We start from the raw sequence: 16,350 nt of genomic DNA on the forward strand, positions 1-16,350 counted from the left end.
TTATGTGTATTGTGGATGCAGTTACTCTAAGAATAGGTATAGATAGAAATAAATCGAACGCTATCACAAAGAGTAAGACCCACGATGATCTCAACTCTTCGTAATCAGCACTTTGCGGGAACTGGTAGAGACCCCCAAACCATATCATTGGGGTTATACGAAGCAAACGAGAGGGATTATACGCAAAAATATCGCTTTGGCTATACGCAAATAACCTAACTGTCATTAGTCACGGGTTTTCCTGTGAGCGAAACGACTATTTGCAAGTCACTTGAGTATAGAGGAGCCAGTTGTTTTTGCGTGTGTGAGAGGCACGTGTAATTAGAAGAGTAGTCTAAAAGAGTGGAGATTCGTTTGAGCAAAGGTAGGTGGCGGTACCTTGCACAACGATAAAGGCAGAGAAAGCACTAGAGAGCATTTATAGATCGAATAACTTATCAAATTCTCTTTGTTCCATAATGTCTTCTATGCGGCGTCGAGTTTTCTGCTTTACCGCCGCCGCGTTTTGTTCAGACTCTTTTTTGTCTTTTTCTGACTGCTTCTTACTTTTTCTAGCCATTGGATACCTTCCAAATTAGTTGCATTATCCATTAATGCATGAAAACTGAATCAGTTAACAGTAAAACTTCCTAACTTTGAACCTGAATCACAGAGAATAGTTCCAGATTGCGTTTTCTCACAATATTCAAAATCGATCATGAAGCTATGAGAAAGAAGTTTCGGTAATACGTGCCTTCGTAAAATATCACCATTTAATTGATGTATTTTAGCGTTCCAAGAGGTTTGAGGTTGTTCTAAATTAAATTCAATTTCTAACATTTATTCTCCTGTTTTTTAGTGATTTTCTCTTTGTTAAGTAATTGATACCAATGCCTTTGACGGCCAGTTCTTTTTGAGGACATGATTTTTCCTATAAATAATAAATTAAGCAGTACTATTCAGTTTATTTTAGATAGCACAAAGCAATGCCTAAAATTAGGCTGAGTGATTGATGAAAGAATATTTTTGAAGGAGAGAGGTTTGGTGCAGCATGGGCATGCTACACCAAGAAAAGCAGTCTTATAGAGGAGTTACTTCAGTCGCTTGAGGACCTTTTTTACCTTGCTCTACATTGAAGCTTACTTTCTGACCTTCAGTCAGTGTTTTGAAACCGTCAGAAACGATAGCGTTAAAGTGTACGAATACATCTTGGCCGCCGTTGTCTTGAGATAGAAAACCGAAGCCTTTAGTTTCGTTAAACCATTTTACTGAACCAGTTACTTTAGACATAAAAATACCTTTGAATTAAACATAAAAATTATGATTTGTTTTGTGGATCTTTTCTAAGCTATTGAATGTTCAATCAAGAGGAAGTTGTACGCAGGTGTCTGAATTGGGGATTCAAGATTTTACTGAGAGGAAACTTAAACTAAATGTTGCATTAACAGCTCTCTTCTAAGAGCCAAGGCACACTATACACCTTGTTTAGAAAATAGCTACATTTATTTTAGATAAATTAAATGTGCTCATTATTAACTCGATAAATTGTATTGTTCGAAAAAGTTGAATAAGTAGAACGAATAGTATGGCTCATAATTTTAGCTCATCAACCTAAAATAGAACCTTATCGATAGCTATAGATTGAACATGCGATTTGCAAGCGGTCACAAAGATAAACTAGGAGAACTAGTATGAGTACATTCAGAGACATTCGTCAGCTTATTCCTGCGCAAGCTACTGCTGATGGTGATGGAGTGAAAATTCGCCGAGTAGCGGGTTTCAATCATGCTAGCTTTTCTCCATTTTTGATGATGGATGAACTCAAATCAGAAGACCGTGCTGACTATATCGGCGGTTTCCCTCCGCATCCGCACCGCGGTATCGAGACGCTTACTTATATGTTGAAAGGTCATTTCCAGCATCGTGATCATATGGATAATGTTGGCGAGCTTCGTTCCGGTGGTGCACAGTGGATGGCGGCAGGAAGAGGCGTCATCCATAGCGAAATGCCTATTATGAAGGAAGGCGAACTGCATGGTTTCCAAATTTGGATTAACCAGCCTGCGAAAAATAAGATGCAGCCAGCTCAATATCATGACTTTCAACCTGAAACGATCACTGAGTTTGATACTCCGAATACGGGGGTTGTACGTTTGATTGCGGGTCATATGACTATAAACAACGAACGAATTCAGGGGCCGCTAACAGAGACAGGTGTTTCTGCCACGGTAGCCGATTGGAGAGCGATGGGTGGTCAAGCTTTGAATTTGAACACGGAGCAAGACAACAACATGATGCTCTATGTCTATAAAGGTCGTATTCAATTAAAAGGTCGTGAGATCAATCAAGGCGAAATGGCCATTTTATCGAAAGGTGAATGGGTTGAATTGCAGGCCGAAAAAGAGAGTGGTGCACTGATCTTTATTGGTGAGCCAATTAATGAACCCGTGGTGCATTATGGCCCTTTTGTCATGAATAGCATGGAAGAGATAGAACAAGCCATCCAAGACTACAACTCTGGGTTGTTTGAAACTTACTAGTTTTGACAGCCTACTCGCTTTTTCAGTTAGCGAGCAAATTAAAACAGTTTTGAGCCTGAATATTGGGCTCGACCAGAAGCAAATACGATAATCCACTGCCATCGAATTTGCGTTAGCCACGTTTAATCCACGTGGCTTTTTTCTACTTCTGACTCCATCGTATGATGGCTTCCTTTCCTGCTTCAATTCCTAACTCATAAGCATGACGCAGTGGTGCTGGCGATCGACTCAGCCGTTTCAACTTGAATGTTTCAGGAGGACACACTTGAATGATTTTGATACCAGGTGGTGGGTTGTTGATCAGCGCTAAGGTCTGATTGTAGCGAACTTCACGTGTCAACATCGGTTCAATTAATCCGGGCGTTTCTTTCAACATCCTCCTAGTTAGGGCGCTGAATCTTCCTCTTGGCTTTTGATAGCTTGCGGGCTGGCTGCGTAAAATCATAATCTTTTTGGCTCCTCGCTTTATTGCTTCTGCAACAGGAAGTGCGTCTGAGACGCCACCATCAACGTATCTAATTCCGTTCAGTGATACGCCATTTCGGTAAAGTACAGGCAGTGCGCTGCTGGCTTTCATTGTTTCTGCCAAGTCGTCGACATCAGGAAGGTGGTACTCCGCTTGCCCATTGTCTTGACGCGTCACGCCTAAAAAGAAAGGTCGTGAATCAGCTTTGAGCGCAGATTTATCGATGCCAAGTTCTTCGAGGGTGACATTCCACATCCAGTCTAAGTTCATCATATCACCACCACGTAGAAGTTGAGATGGAGAGATAAATTCTTTTCTTAAGCTGTAATCGAGGTAGATTTTTAAGTTACGTCCGGGCATTTTAGCTAAGTAGGCAGCCAAGTTGCTAGCACCCGCAGACACTCCCCAAAAGCTATCAAATGGAGAGAACTCGCTAGCAAGAAAATGATCGAGTATGCCGCATGAAAATACGCCTCGCATGGCTCCACCTTCGACAATCAATGCTCGAGAGCCTACTTTTTCCATCACTTCGCTCCACTCTTTATCAATCGGATAATAGCGTGCAGCTTAACGCATAATGGTTTTATACCCAAGTGGGCCAAAGGTCTAGGTTGCGTTCCTTTGAATAAAAAGGGCATCAACGGATGCCCTTGTCACTTTTAGCCTATGGAATTGCGGGTAATTGAGTCGCTAATTTAGTGAAGGAGACCGAGCCAATTAGCCCCCTTACATAGAGCCATACCTGTAGTCCCATACAGATCGTTGTTGGAATAGTTTGATGATCACTTGTTAAATAGGCATACAAACACTATCCAGAGCGTTGTAAGAAAAAGTAATGGGGTGAATACTTTCTGGATAGAAGCGCCATCAGTTAAATTGTAAATTTTGATGGATTCATTATAGAACGCTCGTTTGAATTCTTTGAAGCTAATGTCGCTCTTCGCATGCGACTGTTCATAGTGCTGGTGCGCAGCGTCCGATAGCTGGTATTCCAAGTCTTGGAGCTCGTACTCCTTGTTAAAAAACGCATCCCAAGCCGAAAGGCGGGCTATCGTTTTAGGAGATGGATCCCCATTTAGTTTCTCTAGACGTTTAGCATAAGCTGCTTGATATTTATCCACGGTATATTCCTGTCTGAATAGACGTTGAGTTAGAACATATGTAAAAAAGAAAAATAAGTAATAAAAGGTTTTTTACGTTCTATACCTGTGATAAATGCTAAAAATTTCAATGCTCTAGCACTCCGATGTCGCAAATGATATTGATGGAATTGCTCTGCGACAAATAAAATAATTACTCTAGATAACAACGAATTTTTGTTGTTTTTTTTTAAAAACTGATCATGAGATTGAGTGGGGGTTTTTACCGAGAAGAATTTCGCTACTGTAACTGTCTATATTTACTCAAAAAGAGAAAATCTTAGAAGCTTTCTTTGATTGATGTGAGATATTTTAGGTCGAAAAGCATTAATTTTGGCTATGCTTATAGTTCGTCTTTTTTGTTGTTGAACTCTACTTCGAGGGGGAAAGAACCCATATTTCGAGCATAGGATAGCTCGCTTTTTCGTTACTTCGTTCTTGGAGTTTGAATCAGTGACGACGCTATGAGTCTAGCATCTTGAACTCACTTGGGTGTATTGATTAATTATAAAAGTAAAGCAGTGCTGAGCTAGGATAAACTTCAACGTAAAGGTGACGGTATGAATATACAATCAGCCATTATTGAATATGCGATAGCGATTATAGGCTTACTTTTGACGGGCGTTACCCTCTGAGCATGACTGCCCAGAGGATAGAAAGCGCATTAGCTTTTTGCTAACGATTGATGTTGTATCGAGCCATTGCAGCTTCTTCTGACGATACAACCGTTTTACCAATTGGTGCGAGTGAAATAACCGCTAGCTTGAGGTGTTGGAGCGCAAACGGAATGCCGATTATGGTGACAAAGCATGCTGCGGCAGAAAGTACGTGACCGATAGCTAACCAAAGGCCTGCAAATACAAACCAAAGGACGTTACCAATAACGCCGAGCGGACTCGTGCCAATGTCCATTTCATTGGTCAATTCATCGCGTGAGATGGCCTCTTTACCGAATGGGAAAAAGGAAAAATTACCCATAACGATACACGCACGCCCCCAAGGTATTCCGATGATGCTAATAAAGGCCAAAATACCAAAAAACCACCATAGCAACCCCATAAATACGCCACCAAATACAAACCAAATGATGTTACCAAGTGTTCTCATTCTATTTCCTTTATTCTTGAATGTGATGATTCAGATACCTGAGAGCACCGTAAAACAAATCTAAACCGTCTGTTTTGTCGATGTGTGCTTTTGTGCCCTCATTCACCTGATTGATAGAATAATCGCCGTAGTCTTAACAGAGAATGAATGCCTTCCTTCAGGCAAGTCTTTTTAGTATAGAGCGTAATACTCGATTAAGCACATAGCCAAGAATTAAGCTACCTAGAGGTAACTTTCTCGATATATTGACAAATTTGCTCTGCTAACTGATGGCTAGCAATGTTGCGTTTCACTACTTCATCAGCAATATTTCCAGACTCAACGACGCCAAACCAATCGAGCAACATCGAATGGAAACCTTTACTCGTCAGCATTGGCGTCCAGTCTTTCAAATTGATTTTTTGCTCTTGGTTAGCTTGCCATAGTTTGCCTTCAACGAAGGAGTCGAACTCAACTGCCTTGTTTGCATAACAAGCTTGAACGCGCTCTGTAGTGATACCGAAGTGGCGATTCATCGAGGCGTGGAGCAAAGTATCTCCATGTTGCCACTGAATATCTAAACGCGCCAACTGACCACCTTCAAGTTGATGAGTTACATAAGCATCTTTTAGATCGGCTTTGGCTGTGACGTTAACGCTGTCTAATGGGTGAATAAAATCATCAAATATAAAGGCACGAACATCCCCCGGTAGTTGGTGACGGTTCTTTTCCCAGCGTAGCGACTTTAAGTCAGATATGTTGCCTTGCTGCACTTGTGGCATATGTTGGTTGTAAAGTGGAATGTGACGACGGTTAAAGCCCACATAGAGTGGCTGTCTCTCTTTTTCGGCAATGTCGTACAGCTTTTCCACGTCATCAGCACTGTTCGCTAATGGTTTGTCGACAAAGGTTGGAATTCCATGCTGCAGAAAAAATGCCGCTATTTGAGGGTGTACGCTTGTTGCCGCATGAATCATGACGGCATCGACGCCAAAGTGTAGAAGTTGCTGGTAGTCTTGGCAGATCTCTGAGATTCGATACTGCTTAGCCAGGCTCTCAAGTGTGTTTGGGTTGCGGGTACAAAATACAAGTTCGATATTTGGAAGCTGAGTGATAACAGGAAGGTATGCTTTCTGAGCGATATCCCCTAGACCAATAATACCAATTTTCATCCTAGTCCTTATCTCGATGTATGGATCGCGGACTGTCAGTATAACGCTTGGCGCGGCGACGAGTTTAAATACCTTGTTAGAAAAAGCCTGATTCACACTTTGAGCCAGGCTTTATTGAATGATTCAGGAAACGGCTCGGCAGGCTTTGAATATATCTAACTTGCTATCGTAGGCTTGAGTTTGTACATCCATAATGCCTAATAAAGAGTGGAATACGTTATCATGTGAGTATTGGCCTGCATTCTGTGCTTGTTTATACAAACAGTCGGTATTGATCTGCTTCGCTTGTTTAAAGCCCGAAGACAGCCACATGATCAAAGGAACGCGTTTTTGGAAATCTGGTGCAAGGCCATAAGGCATACCATGTAAGAACAATCCATTTTCGCCTAGTGACTCACCGTGATCCGATATATAAATTAGCGCGGTATTATACTCAGACTCTAACGCTTTAAGTTTTTTGATGGTTTCTGCCAATACAAGATCGGTGTAGCGTATTGTATTGTCATATGTGTTCCCTATTTGTTCGATGCTACAGTTTTCGATGTCTGCACGTGGACAGTCTGGTTTAAAGAAGGCGTTGTCTCTTGGGTAACGCTGAAAGTAGGTCGGACCGTGGCTTCCTATAAGGTGCATGGCGACCACTCGGTTACCGTGCATATCCGCGACTTCCTGATCAAAATGATCTAATAGCGCCATGTCGTAACAAGTTTGGCCATTACACATAGGGCTTACTTGCTTTCGATCCACTTCAATTTTCTTGATCTTGTGGGCTACTTCTTTATCCCCACCGTCATTTTCTTTCCAAATGAGGTCAACCCCGGCGCGCTGCATTATATCGAGAGCATTGTCCTGGTTATCCGCTTTGGTGCGTTCAAACTCGTTTCGCGTGAGCTGTGAAAACATACAAGGCACAGATACAGCAGTCGCGGTGCCACAAGACGCGACGTCTTGAAATGAGATAACATCCAGTTGACTAGTATAAGGGTTTGTCTCTCGTGTATAGCCATTGAGTTGGTAGTTCTGAGTTCGAGCGGTTTCTCCTACGACAAAAACCAGTAGTGTTGGTTTGCTCTGTGCTTGCTGTACGGCGCTATTTGACTGCTTTGCATCTGTGCCGATTTCTCGATATGGCTCTGGCGTGGTGAAATATTTTTCCTTCACATACCCGGTCGCGCTATAAACGAACTGGGTGGGTATGATGATTTTTTTCAGGTGGCTATTGTTGCGCCCTACAGATGCGTAGTCTTGATAGTACACACTGGCAATGACGGCGATGACAGCTAGCGACGACAGCATCGATACTAATTTGGTAACAGAGAAGTACAGTAATTGGTGGCGTTGAGATTGCAGCTTGACCCTAAAGACAATTATCGCTGGGATAACTCCCATAATCAGCGTCCAAATTACAGAGTGAGCACTCAGGTAAGAACTCGCCTCGCTCGAATCGGTTTCAACAATATTGGCAATCATTCCAGAATCGAAAAGTGTGCCATAGTTATAGCTTGCGTAGCTCACCATACTTGAAACAATGATTAAAATTATAAAGAACGGCTTGCCGATCCAAGGCCAACTAAATAAATTAAAAAGGAAATTGAGCGCGGCAAGAAAGAAAATTGGTATTGTGATAATAAATCCAATCTTGACATTATCTAAGTGTGTAAAGATGCCGATCAGTTCTTTATAAATAGGGATATTTACGACGAGAGCGAAATACAGCGCCAACAGGAAAGTAAAGGTAACGTAAGAGATACCTCTCTGTTGTAAATCATGTGTCTTCATAATGAGTGTCTTGAATAAAAATTAGAGCAAGAACGAAGCCCAAATAAAAAGGGCAAGAGTTAACGCAACAAATACTGCTGCTGAGCCAATATCTTTGGCTCTACCACTGAGTTCGTGCCAGTCATCGCTAACACGGTCGACAACCGCTTCTACGGCGGAATTAATGAGTTCGACGATCAATACCAAGAACAGGCTACTGATCATCAGCACTCTTTCGTATGTGGTGACAGGAAGGAAAAAAGCACAGACGGAAAGCACCAAGGCGAGAATCAATTCTTGTCTAAAAGCGGCTTCGTGTGTCCATGCGGCTTTCAATCCTTGAAATGAATAGCCGGTCGCATCCATGACACGGCGTATACCTGTTTTACCTGGCTTCAAAATATGACCTTACTATTTAAGCATTGGGATGGAACACATATCCCAGAGAGGTAACGAGATTAATCGTTACAGCGTGAAACATTTGTGAATAGAATCCATCGCGCGATAATTTAAGAAAAGTGCTTATTTAATCAAGATCGTAGACGGTATAGCCTTTGTGCTGGAGGCATTTACGCAATACGAGAGATTGGGTTTTGGTTGAATCATTTGTTCCACCCAAAGCACCAGCTCCTACAGCTCCGCCGGCAGCAGCACCGACAGCCGCTCCACCTAATCCGTCTTCTAGCGCACCAGCAGCTGCGCCGATCAATGCGCCTGTAACTGCCCCATTAGTGGCTTCAGATTTCGCTGCCTCTGATTTGTCGACATTTTCTGCATAGCCTTGGCAGTAAAGAAAGTCTTGTTCATATGTACTAGGGTCAACATTGGTCATGTCGACGACAGGTTTTTGGTTGTAGGCGCAAGCTGTAAGCGTAGAAGTAAGCGCCATAATCAGGATAAAAGATTTATACATGAGTACTATCCATTTAGTGTGTGAATCTTATGGATTAAATGTACACTGTTTTATTGTTGGGCTCTGTCGTTTGAGTGTATTGAAGTGTCGTCTTCTGTAAACGGGGTAGGAAGGTTAAGTTAACTGTCTGATTTTTTGAGGCTAAGTGTGAAGCAAGCTCCTCCAAGTGGGCTATGGCAAATCGAAACTTCTCCACGTTGAAGCTCCATTATCTGTCTGACAATCGCCAAACCGAGCCCAAACCCGCTCGTCTTTTTGTTGCGAGATTCATCCGCGCTGTAAAATGGTTCGAATAGATGAGGCCAATGCTTTTCTTCAATACCTATGCCATCATCATGAACATTGATGAAGCAGCGGTGCTGATCGTGTTTTATCTCTACTAAAATCTGCTTATCCGCGTACCGCATTGCATTGCGCAGCAAATTATCTAAGGCTCGCTTTAACAATTTTGGGTCAGCAAACGCGAGAACGTTTTCTGAGTTTACTTCTTGAAGCGAGATAGCGAGCGTAGTCTCTTTTTGCCATCTCTGTCGTAATTCTTTGACTAAGTTGAATAGGACGACTTCTTCTTGAGTTTGTAAGGCTGTGTCAGGACGCTCCATCTTTGCGTAGTAAAGCAATTCTTCAACCATTTCTTCCATCTCGTCAATGTCTTCGACGATACTGTAAACATACTTTTTCTGTTGTTCAGTTAAGGTTGAATCCGATAACAAATCTGCTTGCCATTGTAAGCGGAAGATTGGGGTACGCAATTCATGTGCAACGGCGTTAGTTAGCATTTTATTGCTAGTGATCAAGCGAGATACTTTATCGGCCATCGTGTTAAAGCTTTTGTTTAACGTCCCAACAGACTTAGCGCTTGAGGTACTAGCTCGAGCCTTGAAGTTACCTGAGGCAAACTCAACGGTCACTCTCTCTAGCTCTCGAATCCGACGGCTTAAGAACCAGATCAACAATATGCAATACAGAGCAAATCCAGCTAAAAAGAACAACCAAACGATATTGTCATCAAAGTTGGCTGCTTTAACCACAGGACTATTCGGATTATCGCTCATTTTAAAGATAGGCGTGCTCGCATCTAGGCGGAACCAGATATCCCTTTCTTCATCGTAAGCGACGTTAACGGAGGTATCACTTTCAAACGCCTTTTTGATGTCTGTTGGAAGCTCTTCAAGCGTATGAGGCACCAACAAACGATGGCTTGATGTGGCAAATTGTTCCAACTGTTGTTGAGTATATTCTAATCCGTGTTCTTTATAGATAGGGTAGAGCAGATCGTGAAAAGCTTGACCCTCATGCTCTTGTAATAGGTAGTCATAATCTGTGTTGATCTCATAAACTAAGAACTCGTATCCCCACAAGCTAGCCATAAACAGAATGATAAGGCCAACAAAGCTTTCCAGATAAATCCGTCTCATTATTCATTCCATGCATCAGGCATAAATAGGTAGCCTTTGCCGCGAACGGTAATGATTTTTTGTGGTGAGCAAGAAGCATCGCCTAGCTTCTTTCTCAGTGTCACTATGCGATTATCAATGGTGCGGTCTGTTCCATCGTATTCAATACCACGTAGTGTTTTGGTCAGCCACTCACGTGATAGTGTTTTTTCAGCATGCGTAGCAAGAACCCACAACAAATCGAACTCGCCGTCTGTCAGCGCAATTTCTTCTTGGTTCATTACGCACGATTTACGTAATCGGTTTAAACACAGAACACCAATTTGTAGGCCGTTTTCGGACTCGGTAGGCGCCGCCTCTTTTCTTCTTAACAGCATGCGAATACGAGCCAGTAATACGCGAGGTTTGATGGGTTTAGTAACAAAGTCATCTGCGCCTATTTCTAATGCGGCGACATGATCGAAGTCATCATCACTTGCTGTTAGCATCAACACTTTGCCTTTGTAGCATTCTCGGATTTGACGACATACACTCAGACCATCTTGCCCGGGTAGCATCAAATCTAACAGCACCACGTCTGGTTGTGTGTCAATAATCGCATTGGGTGCGTCCGTCCCATTGTCGATACATTTGACCTGAAAACCTTGTTCAACAAAATACTCACCCAACATAGTTTGTAATTTGGGATCGTCTTCCACAATGATTAGAGATGGTTTGATTTGTTGTGCGTTCATTTAAGTGATGTATACAATATTTAATATCAATGGAACTTAAACAAATTTACGAATTATTTCAAATAAAGCTTTCTCAGAATAAGGTTATCGGATGAGTTAATTGGATAAAATTGCCAATTAATGATTTAAATCTAATCACCTATCACATTTAGAGAGATGCAAAAAGGCGCAACGTTTGCGCCTAGGTATGGAATCTTAAAGCGAAATTACCGCTTATTCGGTGGTACACACGACGCTGTTGTCGCTGCCAAATGCATTTGGAACGTAAGCATCAGCTTGTGGGTCATTTTCCCACTTCGCGTCATCGAGCAAGTAGCGGAACTGAACATTCTGCGCTTTAGGTAAGCGGGTTTTAAATTTAAACTGACGACTTTTCTTCACTAATTTCATCGGTTCTGGCTGCCAGTTGTTGAAGTCTCCAGCAATTTGGACAGAGTCCCATTGATCTTTATCTAGCTCGAACGTGACTTCGACTTCATCTTTTGTCTTAAAGAATCTTTTTTTAAGCATTGATCTTTCCTTGTTCGTACAAAAACCGTTCTAACTATTACTCGTGTTTCATAATGATTTCAAGTTTTATCGAATTGTTGCTGGTATCTGATGAGGGGAGTATCCGAACGGTGAATAGCTCGTTGTGCTGGTTTCGTGTACTGAGGGAGCGTTAGAGAGAAAAGTCACTAGCCTAAAATGGTCAAAGAACAGAGTTTGTTAGCGAGCCGAGAGTCCGTATCTTGAAGTCAAACCGTTATCATGTATTATCTTAAATCACCATTTTCCTTGATGTAGCTATGTTGAAGTTTAACCGTACATTGTTGACTGCGATAGTTTGCTTAGTTGCTATGCTTTTGAGTAGTGTCGCTCCTGTGGCGCAGGCTTCCGCTCCGATGAAAACAATTGAAGTACGCGATCTTATTGTTCAACAGGCTGCTCTGCACAAACAACTTGGCGTCAATGACGACTGCGTAGAATCACATCACGATGAGTCAGCCATCAATAAGGCACAACAATCTCACACGAGTTGTAGCTCTTCCTGCATGGTCAAAATTCCCGCCAACTTATCTCAAAACGACTTACTGCTTCTTCCTTATAGCCTTGCTTTGATTGATAGGCCTCTAGTCGAAAAAGTAGTGACAGTGATCACCAAGCTTTATCGTCCTCCGATTGTTTAATTCCTCATCTCAAATTACTTGGGGTTTACCCCTTCTTACCAAATGAAATGATTTGGCATTTGAATGCCACAAGGAAATAAACAATGAAAAAACTACTTGCCTTATGTAGTGCACTTTTACTGACTTTTACCGCTCATGCAGCGCAATTTGAAGAAGGGAAGCACTACAAAGTTCTGGATGTTAAGAAAGCATCGAAACCTGTTGTGACGGAATTCTTTTCTTTTTATTGCCCACATTGCTACAAGTTTGAGTCGCTTATTGAGCGTTTAAAACCTGCTCTGCCAAAAGAGGCAAAGTTTGAAAAGGTACATGTGGGGTTCATGGGCGGAGATATGGCGATTCCGATGGCCAAGTCCTACGCGACGATGGTGTCGCTAGGAGTTGAAGATACAATGATTCCTGCCATGTTTGCCCAAATTCATCAAAAGCGACAAGCGCCAAAAGACGAAGCTGAGCTGAAACAACTCTTCGTTGATAATGGCGTAGAAGGTAAGAAGTTTGATGCGGCTTACAACAGTTTCGCCGTAAACTCAATGCAGAAAGGTTTTGATAAGCAATTCTCTGCCAGCACGTTAAGAGGGGTTCCGGGTGTGGTTGTGAACAATAAATACATTGTTTTGGCCAACGAAATTCGTACTTACGACGAGTACAATCAATTAGTTAATTACTTATTGACGCTGTAACTGTAAATAGCATTGATGCTTAAAAATGGCGACGGTAGAGTCGCCATTTTTTATGCTTATCACACTCGTATTATCTAAGAACGCTTGTACATGCTTGAGTCGGAACACTAGTCATAAATATGGCATGCGGATAAAACAAGCTAGCAGCAGTGATTGCAACATTACATGGCTGAGCAATCGTGGTTTTAATCACATTGGTAAGCACAGCACCTGTATTATTTACTGTTTGAGCGGCGGCTTGTTGTGCCTGGTAAGACACGCAACCTGTCGTTGCATTGATCATCGCAGTGCTAAACAAAAGTTTGCGAAAAAACATATTCATATCCTTTGTGAATGCTTTGAATTACTTATATGTGGATTGATTCATAAATGAAACAAAACAGTGTTCAAAATATGTGTGCATTCACGAAATGAACATTGTTTTATAAAAAGACGTTTTTTTGTGATCTTAGTACTGGACAGACCAGGTTATGAAACTAAAGCCAATCCGTGCATTACGATTACGCCGAAGGTCAGTTTGCTCCTCATTCCTTGATATCCCTTGGGCTCGGCGTCTTGTTCGACTTTCCTCACGAGCTTTTCTGCATACCAAACAGCAAGATACCCAATTGCTAAGAGTAGGGTTGCGACTGCGTAATGTTTGTGGCCCTGCAGTAATGCGCCCCAAGCCAGTAAGACAAAAAGGTTGCTGAGAATTAATACATTTCGGCTAAGGCGATGGTAGTAATGCTCAATGCCATTACCCCAAAGGATGCCGGATAAAAAACTTAATATAACGGCGCTATATGCGATGAAAAATTGCTGACCACTTAAATTGAAGAGTGAGATGTCAGTGAAAATCAGCCCTAAACTAAACACAAATGGAACCAGGCCTAAGTAACCGAGTTGTAGCATGGTTGAGCGTGTTGTCATGGTCGTCACCTTATAATTGTTGCTCTATCATATTGGTAAGCGTAGTACTTGTCGGTGATGTGGAGCTTGGAAAAGTAGCAATAACTTTACCTTCAGAGCTAATTAGAAACTTGTAGAAGTTCCATTTTGGTTTTATGCCTGCTTGGTTAGTAATCTGGTTGAAGACTGGGTTCGCATCTACACCTAATACTGAAGAGCGAGCCATCATTGGAAAGGTTACCCCGTAATCGAGATAACAGACTTTCGCTGTGTTTGTTTCGCTTCCTCTATCTTGTCGAAAGTCATTGCTCGGGAAACCGATAACGGTGAAGTTTTGGTTTTTGTAAGTTTGATAGAGGGTTTCTAACTGTTCGAACTGAGGAGTGAAGCCGCACTGGCTTGCTGTATTGACGATTAGTAGTGTCTTTCCCTTAAAGCTTTCGCATAGATCGACTTCTTCCGTTGAGTTTAACAACCTTTGCTTACCTTGAAGAATATCAGGGCACTCAGATGCAAGAGCAAGCGAATTCATGGAGAGAAAGCTAACGAGAGCGGCGAGTTTCAGTAATCCTTTCATGGTGTTGTTCCCCTTGTTTTCAATAAGTATAACTACTCAAGTGCAAAGAGGATCGATCAAAAAAGCCGCACAAATGCGCGGCTTTTTTCAAGAGCTGAGATCTGACTATGCCAGTTTCAACTCGAACTGGTTCAGGTACATTACCATGTCTTCAATCGTCAGTACCGGCATGTTGTGCAGGCGACCGAATGCTACGATCTCCGGTGCCTTTGCCATCGTGCCATCTGGATTGGTCACTTCACACAGTACGCCAGCGGGTTGAAGCCCTGCCATTTGCATCAGATCAATCGTACCTTCTGTGTGACCACGGCGAGTCATTACACCACCTGGACGTGCACGCAGAGGGAATACGTGACCCGGGCGAGCAAGATCTTCCGGTTTTGCGTGCGGGTTTGCCGCCGTTTTAATGGTCGTTACGCGGTCTGCTGCTGAAACACCCGTTGTTACACCAACTTTCGCTTCAATAGAAACCGTAAATGCGGTTTGGTTTGCGCTGTTGTTGTTTACCACCATTGGAGGCAGTTCCAGTTTGTCTGCTTGAACATCTGTTAAGCACAAACAAACGATGCCGCTACATTCGCGGATCATCAATGCCATTTGCTCGTTAGTGAGGTGCTCGACTGAATAAATGATATCGCCTTCGTTTTCGCGATCTTCATCATCAAGAAGCAGTACGCCACGGCCTTCTTTTAAAGCGATAAGTGCGTTTTCAACGCGAGTAATTGGGTCGCCGAATTCGGCAAGTAGTGATGACTGATTCATGGTTAACTCCTAAATTTCACCAGAATCAGGGCGGTATGAGAGATCGCCGTAAAATACGATCAAAAAGAAGTGCACCAGCATTCTTAGCGATCTGACTCGCTATGCTGGTGTATTCTTATTCTCTTTCATCCGGACTATAACCGTCGGCTCTGGCATCTCACCAGATCTGCTGACCTCGACGAATCGAGCGCTCGCGGGCTCACTTGAAAAAGTATACCGCCGGTGGGGAATTTCGCCCCGCCCTGAGAACAATTAAAAATGTACCACTTCATCCAAGTTGTGAAGAAGTGGAGCTAGGATAGTACTGCGAACTGAATAGCTTGGAAAGTCGATTCCATCTGTATGATGGAAAAGTGTGCTATCGACGGAAATAATCTGTGCGAATAAAGTGATCAATCTGCTGCGGCACGAAGGTGTTGTAAATCAGGCTCGTATGCGTTTGCTTCACTTCGATATGATCTTGCATACCGTCCAGTCTTGTCTCTTCCACGGTAACGGTACCGTCCGACATGGTGTTGTCATTACGGATCAACAATGGGCGAGCACCAATCGGCATCGTTCCTGCGATACTGCCGAGTTTTTGAGGGAGATCCCAAGCGTCATCATGTTTGTTTAATCCGTGGTGTGGCGAATTGCCTAAAATTGCACCCAACCCGAGATCTTGAATTCGGCCTACAATGGACGCGCCTTTAAGAGGCGAACCGATAGCGACAACATGAGAGATTAAGTTAGTGCTCGGTTTTCTGTTGGCGAGATAGCGCTTAATCATCAAGCCTCCCAAGCTGTGTCCCACGAGGACGTTTGTGGTCAGTGGATTAAGCGAGTGATCAATAGAATCAAACAGTGAAGACTCATCGATAGCAACAGTGTTATAGCTGAGTACTTGCGTTTCGTATCCGAGTTTTCTCAGCTTTTGGCTAAGAGGCTGCATGACCAGCCCATGCATATAAAGACCATGTAAGATGATGATTTTCATAATACCTCCTAGATTTATGACGTCGTAGATATCCTACTCTAATTAACAAAGAACTACTTGTGCTTTGTGGTGCATATTTACGTTTTGCTGCAAAGTTTGACTGCTGTA

21 protein-coding genes and 2 riboswitches are annotated in these 16,350 nt (G+C 42.6%); of the genes, 3 read left to right on the plus strand and 18 right to left on the minus strand.

Annotated features, from left to right (window positions below; genetic code table 11):
* Positions 1 to 81 precede the first annotated feature (81 nt).
* Positions 82 to 181: riboswitch (purine riboswitch) on the minus strand.
* 237 nt (positions 182 to 418) lie between these two features.
* From R8N46_RS05255 to R8N46_RS05265, 3 genes are all read right to left on the minus strand, one after another.
* Positions 419 to 559, minus strand: coding sequence for a PA3496 family putative envelope integrity protein (locus tag R8N46_RS05255; protein ID WP_017633782.1), 141 nt, complete (start codon positions 557 to 559; stop codon positions 419 to 421).
* 50 nt (positions 560 to 609) lie between these two features.
* The gene (locus R8N46_RS05260) at positions 610 to 819 is read right to left on the minus strand and encodes a hypothetical protein (protein ID WP_005373692.1); all 210 of its coding nucleotides are present in this window, start codon (positions 817 to 819) and stop codon (positions 610 to 612) included.
* A 240-nt stretch (positions 820 to 1,059) separates the two neighbouring features.
* Entirely contained in the window at positions 1,060 to 1,269 is a 210-nt protein-coding gene (locus tag R8N46_RS05265; protein ID WP_005373691.1) for a cold-shock protein, read from the minus strand.
* 401 nt (positions 1,270 to 1,670) lie between these two features.
* Here R8N46_RS05265 and R8N46_RS05270 point away from each other — a divergent pair, with 401 nt between their 5' ends.
* The gene (locus R8N46_RS05270) at positions 1,671 to 2,519 is read left to right on the plus strand and encodes a pirin family protein (RefSeq protein WP_213972239.1); all 849 of its coding nucleotides are present in this window, start codon (positions 1,671 to 1,673) and stop codon (positions 2,517 to 2,519) included.
* 142 nt (positions 2,520 to 2,661) lie between these two features.
* On the opposite strand, the gene R8N46_RS05275 is transcribed toward R8N46_RS05270, so the two are convergent.
* The 10 genes from R8N46_RS05275 to R8N46_RS05320 form a co-directional block, all read right to left on the minus strand.
* Positions 2,662 to 3,510, minus strand: coding sequence for a patatin family protein (locus R8N46_RS05275; RefSeq protein ID WP_167416161.1), 849 nt, complete (start codon positions 3,508 to 3,510; stop codon positions 2,662 to 2,664).
* 257 nt (positions 3,511 to 3,767) lie between these two features.
* Positions 3,768 to 4,106, minus strand: a complete 339-nt coding sequence (locus R8N46_RS05280; RefSeq protein ID WP_213901426.1) for a hypothetical protein — start codon at positions 4,104 to 4,106, stop codon at positions 3,768 to 3,770.
* A 693-nt stretch (positions 4,107 to 4,799) separates the two neighbouring features.
* Positions 4,800 to 5,231 (minus strand): YccF domain-containing protein, encoded by a 432-nt coding sequence (locus R8N46_RS05285; RefSeq protein WP_005373685.1) that lies wholly within the window; start codon positions 5,229 to 5,231, stop codon positions 4,800 to 4,802.
* A gap of 218 nt (positions 5,232 to 5,449) precedes the next feature.
* Entirely contained in the window at positions 5,450 to 6,382 is a 933-nt protein-coding gene (locus R8N46_RS05290; protein WP_213972238.1) for a Gfo/Idh/MocA family protein, read from the minus strand.
* Between the two features lie 123 nt (positions 6,383 to 6,505).
* The gene (locus tag R8N46_RS05295; RefSeq protein ID WP_213972237.1) at positions 6,506 to 8,161 is read right to left on the minus strand and encodes a phosphoethanolamine transferase; all 1,656 of its coding nucleotides are present in this window, start codon (positions 8,159 to 8,161) and stop codon (positions 6,506 to 6,508) included.
* 21 nt (positions 8,162 to 8,182) lie between these two features.
* On the minus strand, positions 8,183 to 8,539 hold the full coding sequence (locus R8N46_RS05300) for a diacylglycerol kinase (protein WP_017635149.1): 357 nt from the start codon (positions 8,537 to 8,539) through the stop codon (positions 8,183 to 8,185).
* A gap of 127 nt (positions 8,540 to 8,666) precedes the next feature.
* Positions 8,667 to 9,053, minus strand: a complete 387-nt coding sequence (locus R8N46_RS05305; RefSeq protein WP_213972236.1) for a glycine zipper family protein — start codon at positions 9,051 to 9,053, stop codon at positions 8,667 to 8,669.
* A 119-nt stretch (positions 9,054 to 9,172) separates the two neighbouring features.
* Positions 9,173 to 10,471 carry an ATP-binding protein gene (locus tag R8N46_RS05310; protein ID WP_191115789.1) on the minus strand — a complete coding sequence of 433 codons (1,299 nt, stop codon included), beginning with the start codon at positions 10,469 to 10,471 and terminating at the stop codon, positions 9,173 to 9,175.
* On the minus strand, positions 10,471 to 11,184 hold the full coding sequence (locus R8N46_RS05315; protein ID WP_005373673.1) for a response regulator: 714 nt from the start codon (positions 11,182 to 11,184) through the stop codon (positions 10,471 to 10,473). Before R8N46_RS05315 ends, R8N46_RS05310 begins: the two co-directional genes overlap by 1 nt.
* A gap of 213 nt (positions 11,185 to 11,397) precedes the next feature.
* Positions 11,398 to 11,694, minus strand: coding sequence for an isoamylase early set domain-containing protein (locus R8N46_RS05320; protein ID WP_005373671.1), 297 nt, complete (start codon positions 11,692 to 11,694; stop codon positions 11,398 to 11,400).
* Between the two features lie 278 nt (positions 11,695 to 11,972).
* Between R8N46_RS05320 and R8N46_RS05325 the strand changes: the two genes are divergently transcribed.
* Positions 11,973 to 12,353 carry a hypothetical protein gene (locus R8N46_RS05325; protein WP_005373669.1) on the plus strand — a complete coding sequence of 127 codons (381 nt, stop codon included), beginning with the start codon at positions 11,973 to 11,975 and terminating at the stop codon, positions 12,351 to 12,353.
* Positions 12,354 to 12,436: 83 nt separating this feature from the next.
* The gene (locus R8N46_RS05330) at positions 12,437 to 13,036 is read left to right on the plus strand and encodes a thiol:disulfide interchange protein DsbA/DsbL (RefSeq protein ID WP_005373667.1); all 600 of its coding nucleotides are present in this window, start codon (positions 12,437 to 12,439) and stop codon (positions 13,034 to 13,036) included.
* Between the two features lie 70 nt (positions 13,037 to 13,106).
* Here R8N46_RS05330 and R8N46_RS05335 read toward each other — a convergent pair whose 3' ends face one another.
* The 5 genes from R8N46_RS05335 to R8N46_RS05355 form a co-directional block, all read right to left on the minus strand.
* Entirely contained in the window at positions 13,107 to 13,352 is a 246-nt protein-coding gene (locus R8N46_RS05335) for a hypothetical protein (RefSeq protein WP_005373664.1), read from the minus strand.
* Positions 13,353 to 13,504: 152 nt separating this feature from the next.
* On the minus strand, positions 13,505 to 13,948 hold the full coding sequence (locus tag R8N46_RS05340) for a DUF3429 domain-containing protein (protein ID WP_017819861.1): 444 nt from the start codon (positions 13,946 to 13,948) through the stop codon (positions 13,505 to 13,507).
* Positions 13,949 to 13,958: 10 nt separating this feature from the next.
* Positions 13,959 to 14,504: a glutathione peroxidase gene (locus R8N46_RS05345; RefSeq protein WP_213972235.1), complete on the minus strand. Its 546-nt coding sequence runs from the start codon at positions 14,502 to 14,504 to the stop codon at positions 13,959 to 13,961.
* A gap of 105 nt (positions 14,505 to 14,609) precedes the next feature.
* Positions 14,610 to 15,266, minus strand: coding sequence for a 3,4-dihydroxy-2-butanone-4-phosphate synthase (gene ribB, locus R8N46_RS05350; protein ID WP_005385579.1), 657 nt, complete (start codon positions 15,264 to 15,266; stop codon positions 14,610 to 14,612).
* Between the two features lie 113 nt (positions 15,267 to 15,379).
* Positions 15,380 to 15,520, minus strand: a riboswitch (FMN riboswitch).
* A gap of 104 nt (positions 15,521 to 15,624) precedes the next feature.
* Positions 15,625 to 16,242 carry a cob(I)alamin adenolsyltransferase/cobinamide ATP-dependent adenolsyltransferase gene (locus R8N46_RS05355; protein ID WP_005385580.1) on the minus strand — a complete coding sequence of 206 codons (618 nt, stop codon included), beginning with the start codon at positions 16,240 to 16,242 and terminating at the stop codon, positions 15,625 to 15,627.
* Positions 16,243 to 16,350 lie beyond the last annotated feature (108 nt).

Origin of the sequence: Vibrio sp. 1874, from assembly GCF_033344395.1 — a bacterium.
In the GTDB taxonomy this organism is placed as follows: domain Bacteria; phylum Pseudomonadota; class Gammaproteobacteria; order Enterobacterales; family Vibrionaceae; genus Vibrio; species Vibrio alginolyticus.

Excerpts from the sequence above, each read along its gene's own strand:
- R8N46_RS05255 (WP_017633782.1), bottom strand. The coding sequence starts at position 559 with ATGGCTAGAAAAAGTAAGAAGCAGTCAGAAAAAGACAAAAAAGAGTCT.
- R8N46_RS05260 (WP_005373692.1), bottom strand. The coding sequence starts at position 819 with ATGTTAGAAATTGAATTTAATTTAGAACAACCTCAAACCTCTTGGAAC.
- R8N46_RS05265 (WP_005373691.1), bottom strand. The coding sequence starts at position 1,269 with ATGTCTAAAGTAACTGGTTCAGTAAAATGGTTTAACGAAACTAAAGGC.
- R8N46_RS05270 (WP_213972239.1), top strand. The coding sequence starts at position 1,671 with ATGAGTACATTCAGAGACATTCGTCAGCTTATTCCTGCGCAAGCTACT.
- R8N46_RS05275 (WP_167416161.1), bottom strand. The coding sequence starts at position 3,510 with ATGGAAAAAGTAGGCTCTCGAGCATTGATTGTCGAAGGTGGAGCCATG.
- R8N46_RS05285 (WP_005373685.1), bottom strand. The coding sequence starts at position 5,231 with ATGAGAACACTTGGTAACATCATTTGGTTTGTATTTGGTGGCGTATTT.
- R8N46_RS05290 (WP_213972238.1), bottom strand. The coding sequence starts at position 6,382 with ATGAAAATTGGTATTATTGGTCTAGGGGATATCGCTCAGAAAGCATAC.
- R8N46_RS05295 (WP_213972237.1), bottom strand. The coding sequence starts at position 8,161 with ATGAAGACACATGATTTACAACAGAGAGGTATCTCTTACGTTACCTTT.
- R8N46_RS05305 (WP_213972236.1), bottom strand. The coding sequence starts at position 9,053 with ATGTATAAATCTTTTATCCTGATTATGGCGCTTACTTCTACGCTTACA.
- R8N46_RS05310 (WP_191115789.1), bottom strand. The coding sequence starts at position 10,471 with ATGAGACGGATTTATCTGGAAAGCTTTGTTGGCCTTATCATTCTGTTT.
- R8N46_RS05315 (WP_005373673.1), bottom strand. The coding sequence starts at position 11,184 with ATGAACGCACAACAAATCAAACCATCTCTAATCATTGTGGAAGACGAT.
- R8N46_RS05320 (WP_005373671.1), bottom strand. The coding sequence starts at position 11,694 with ATGCTTAAAAAAAGATTCTTTAAGACAAAAGATGAAGTCGAAGTCACG.
- R8N46_RS05325 (WP_005373669.1), top strand. The coding sequence starts at position 11,973 with ATGTTGAAGTTTAACCGTACATTGTTGACTGCGATAGTTTGCTTAGTT.
- R8N46_RS05330 (WP_005373667.1), top strand. The coding sequence starts at position 12,437 with ATGAAAAAACTACTTGCCTTATGTAGTGCACTTTTACTGACTTTTACC.
- R8N46_RS05335 (WP_005373664.1), bottom strand. The coding sequence starts at position 13,352 with ATGTTTTTTCGCAAACTTTTGTTTAGCACTGCGATGATCAATGCAACG.
- R8N46_RS05340 (WP_017819861.1), bottom strand. The coding sequence starts at position 13,948 with ATGACAACACGCTCAACCATGCTACAACTCGGTTACTTAGGCCTGGTT.
- R8N46_RS05345 (WP_213972235.1), bottom strand. The coding sequence starts at position 14,504 with ATGAAAGGATTACTGAAACTCGCCGCTCTCGTTAGCTTTCTCTCCATG.
- ribB (WP_005385579.1), bottom strand. The coding sequence starts at position 15,266 with ATGAATCAGTCATCACTACTTGCCGAATTCGGCGACCCAATTACTCGC.
- R8N46_RS05355 (WP_005385580.1), bottom strand. The coding sequence starts at position 16,242 with ATGAAAATCATCATCTTACATGGTCTTTATATGCATGGGCTGGTCATG.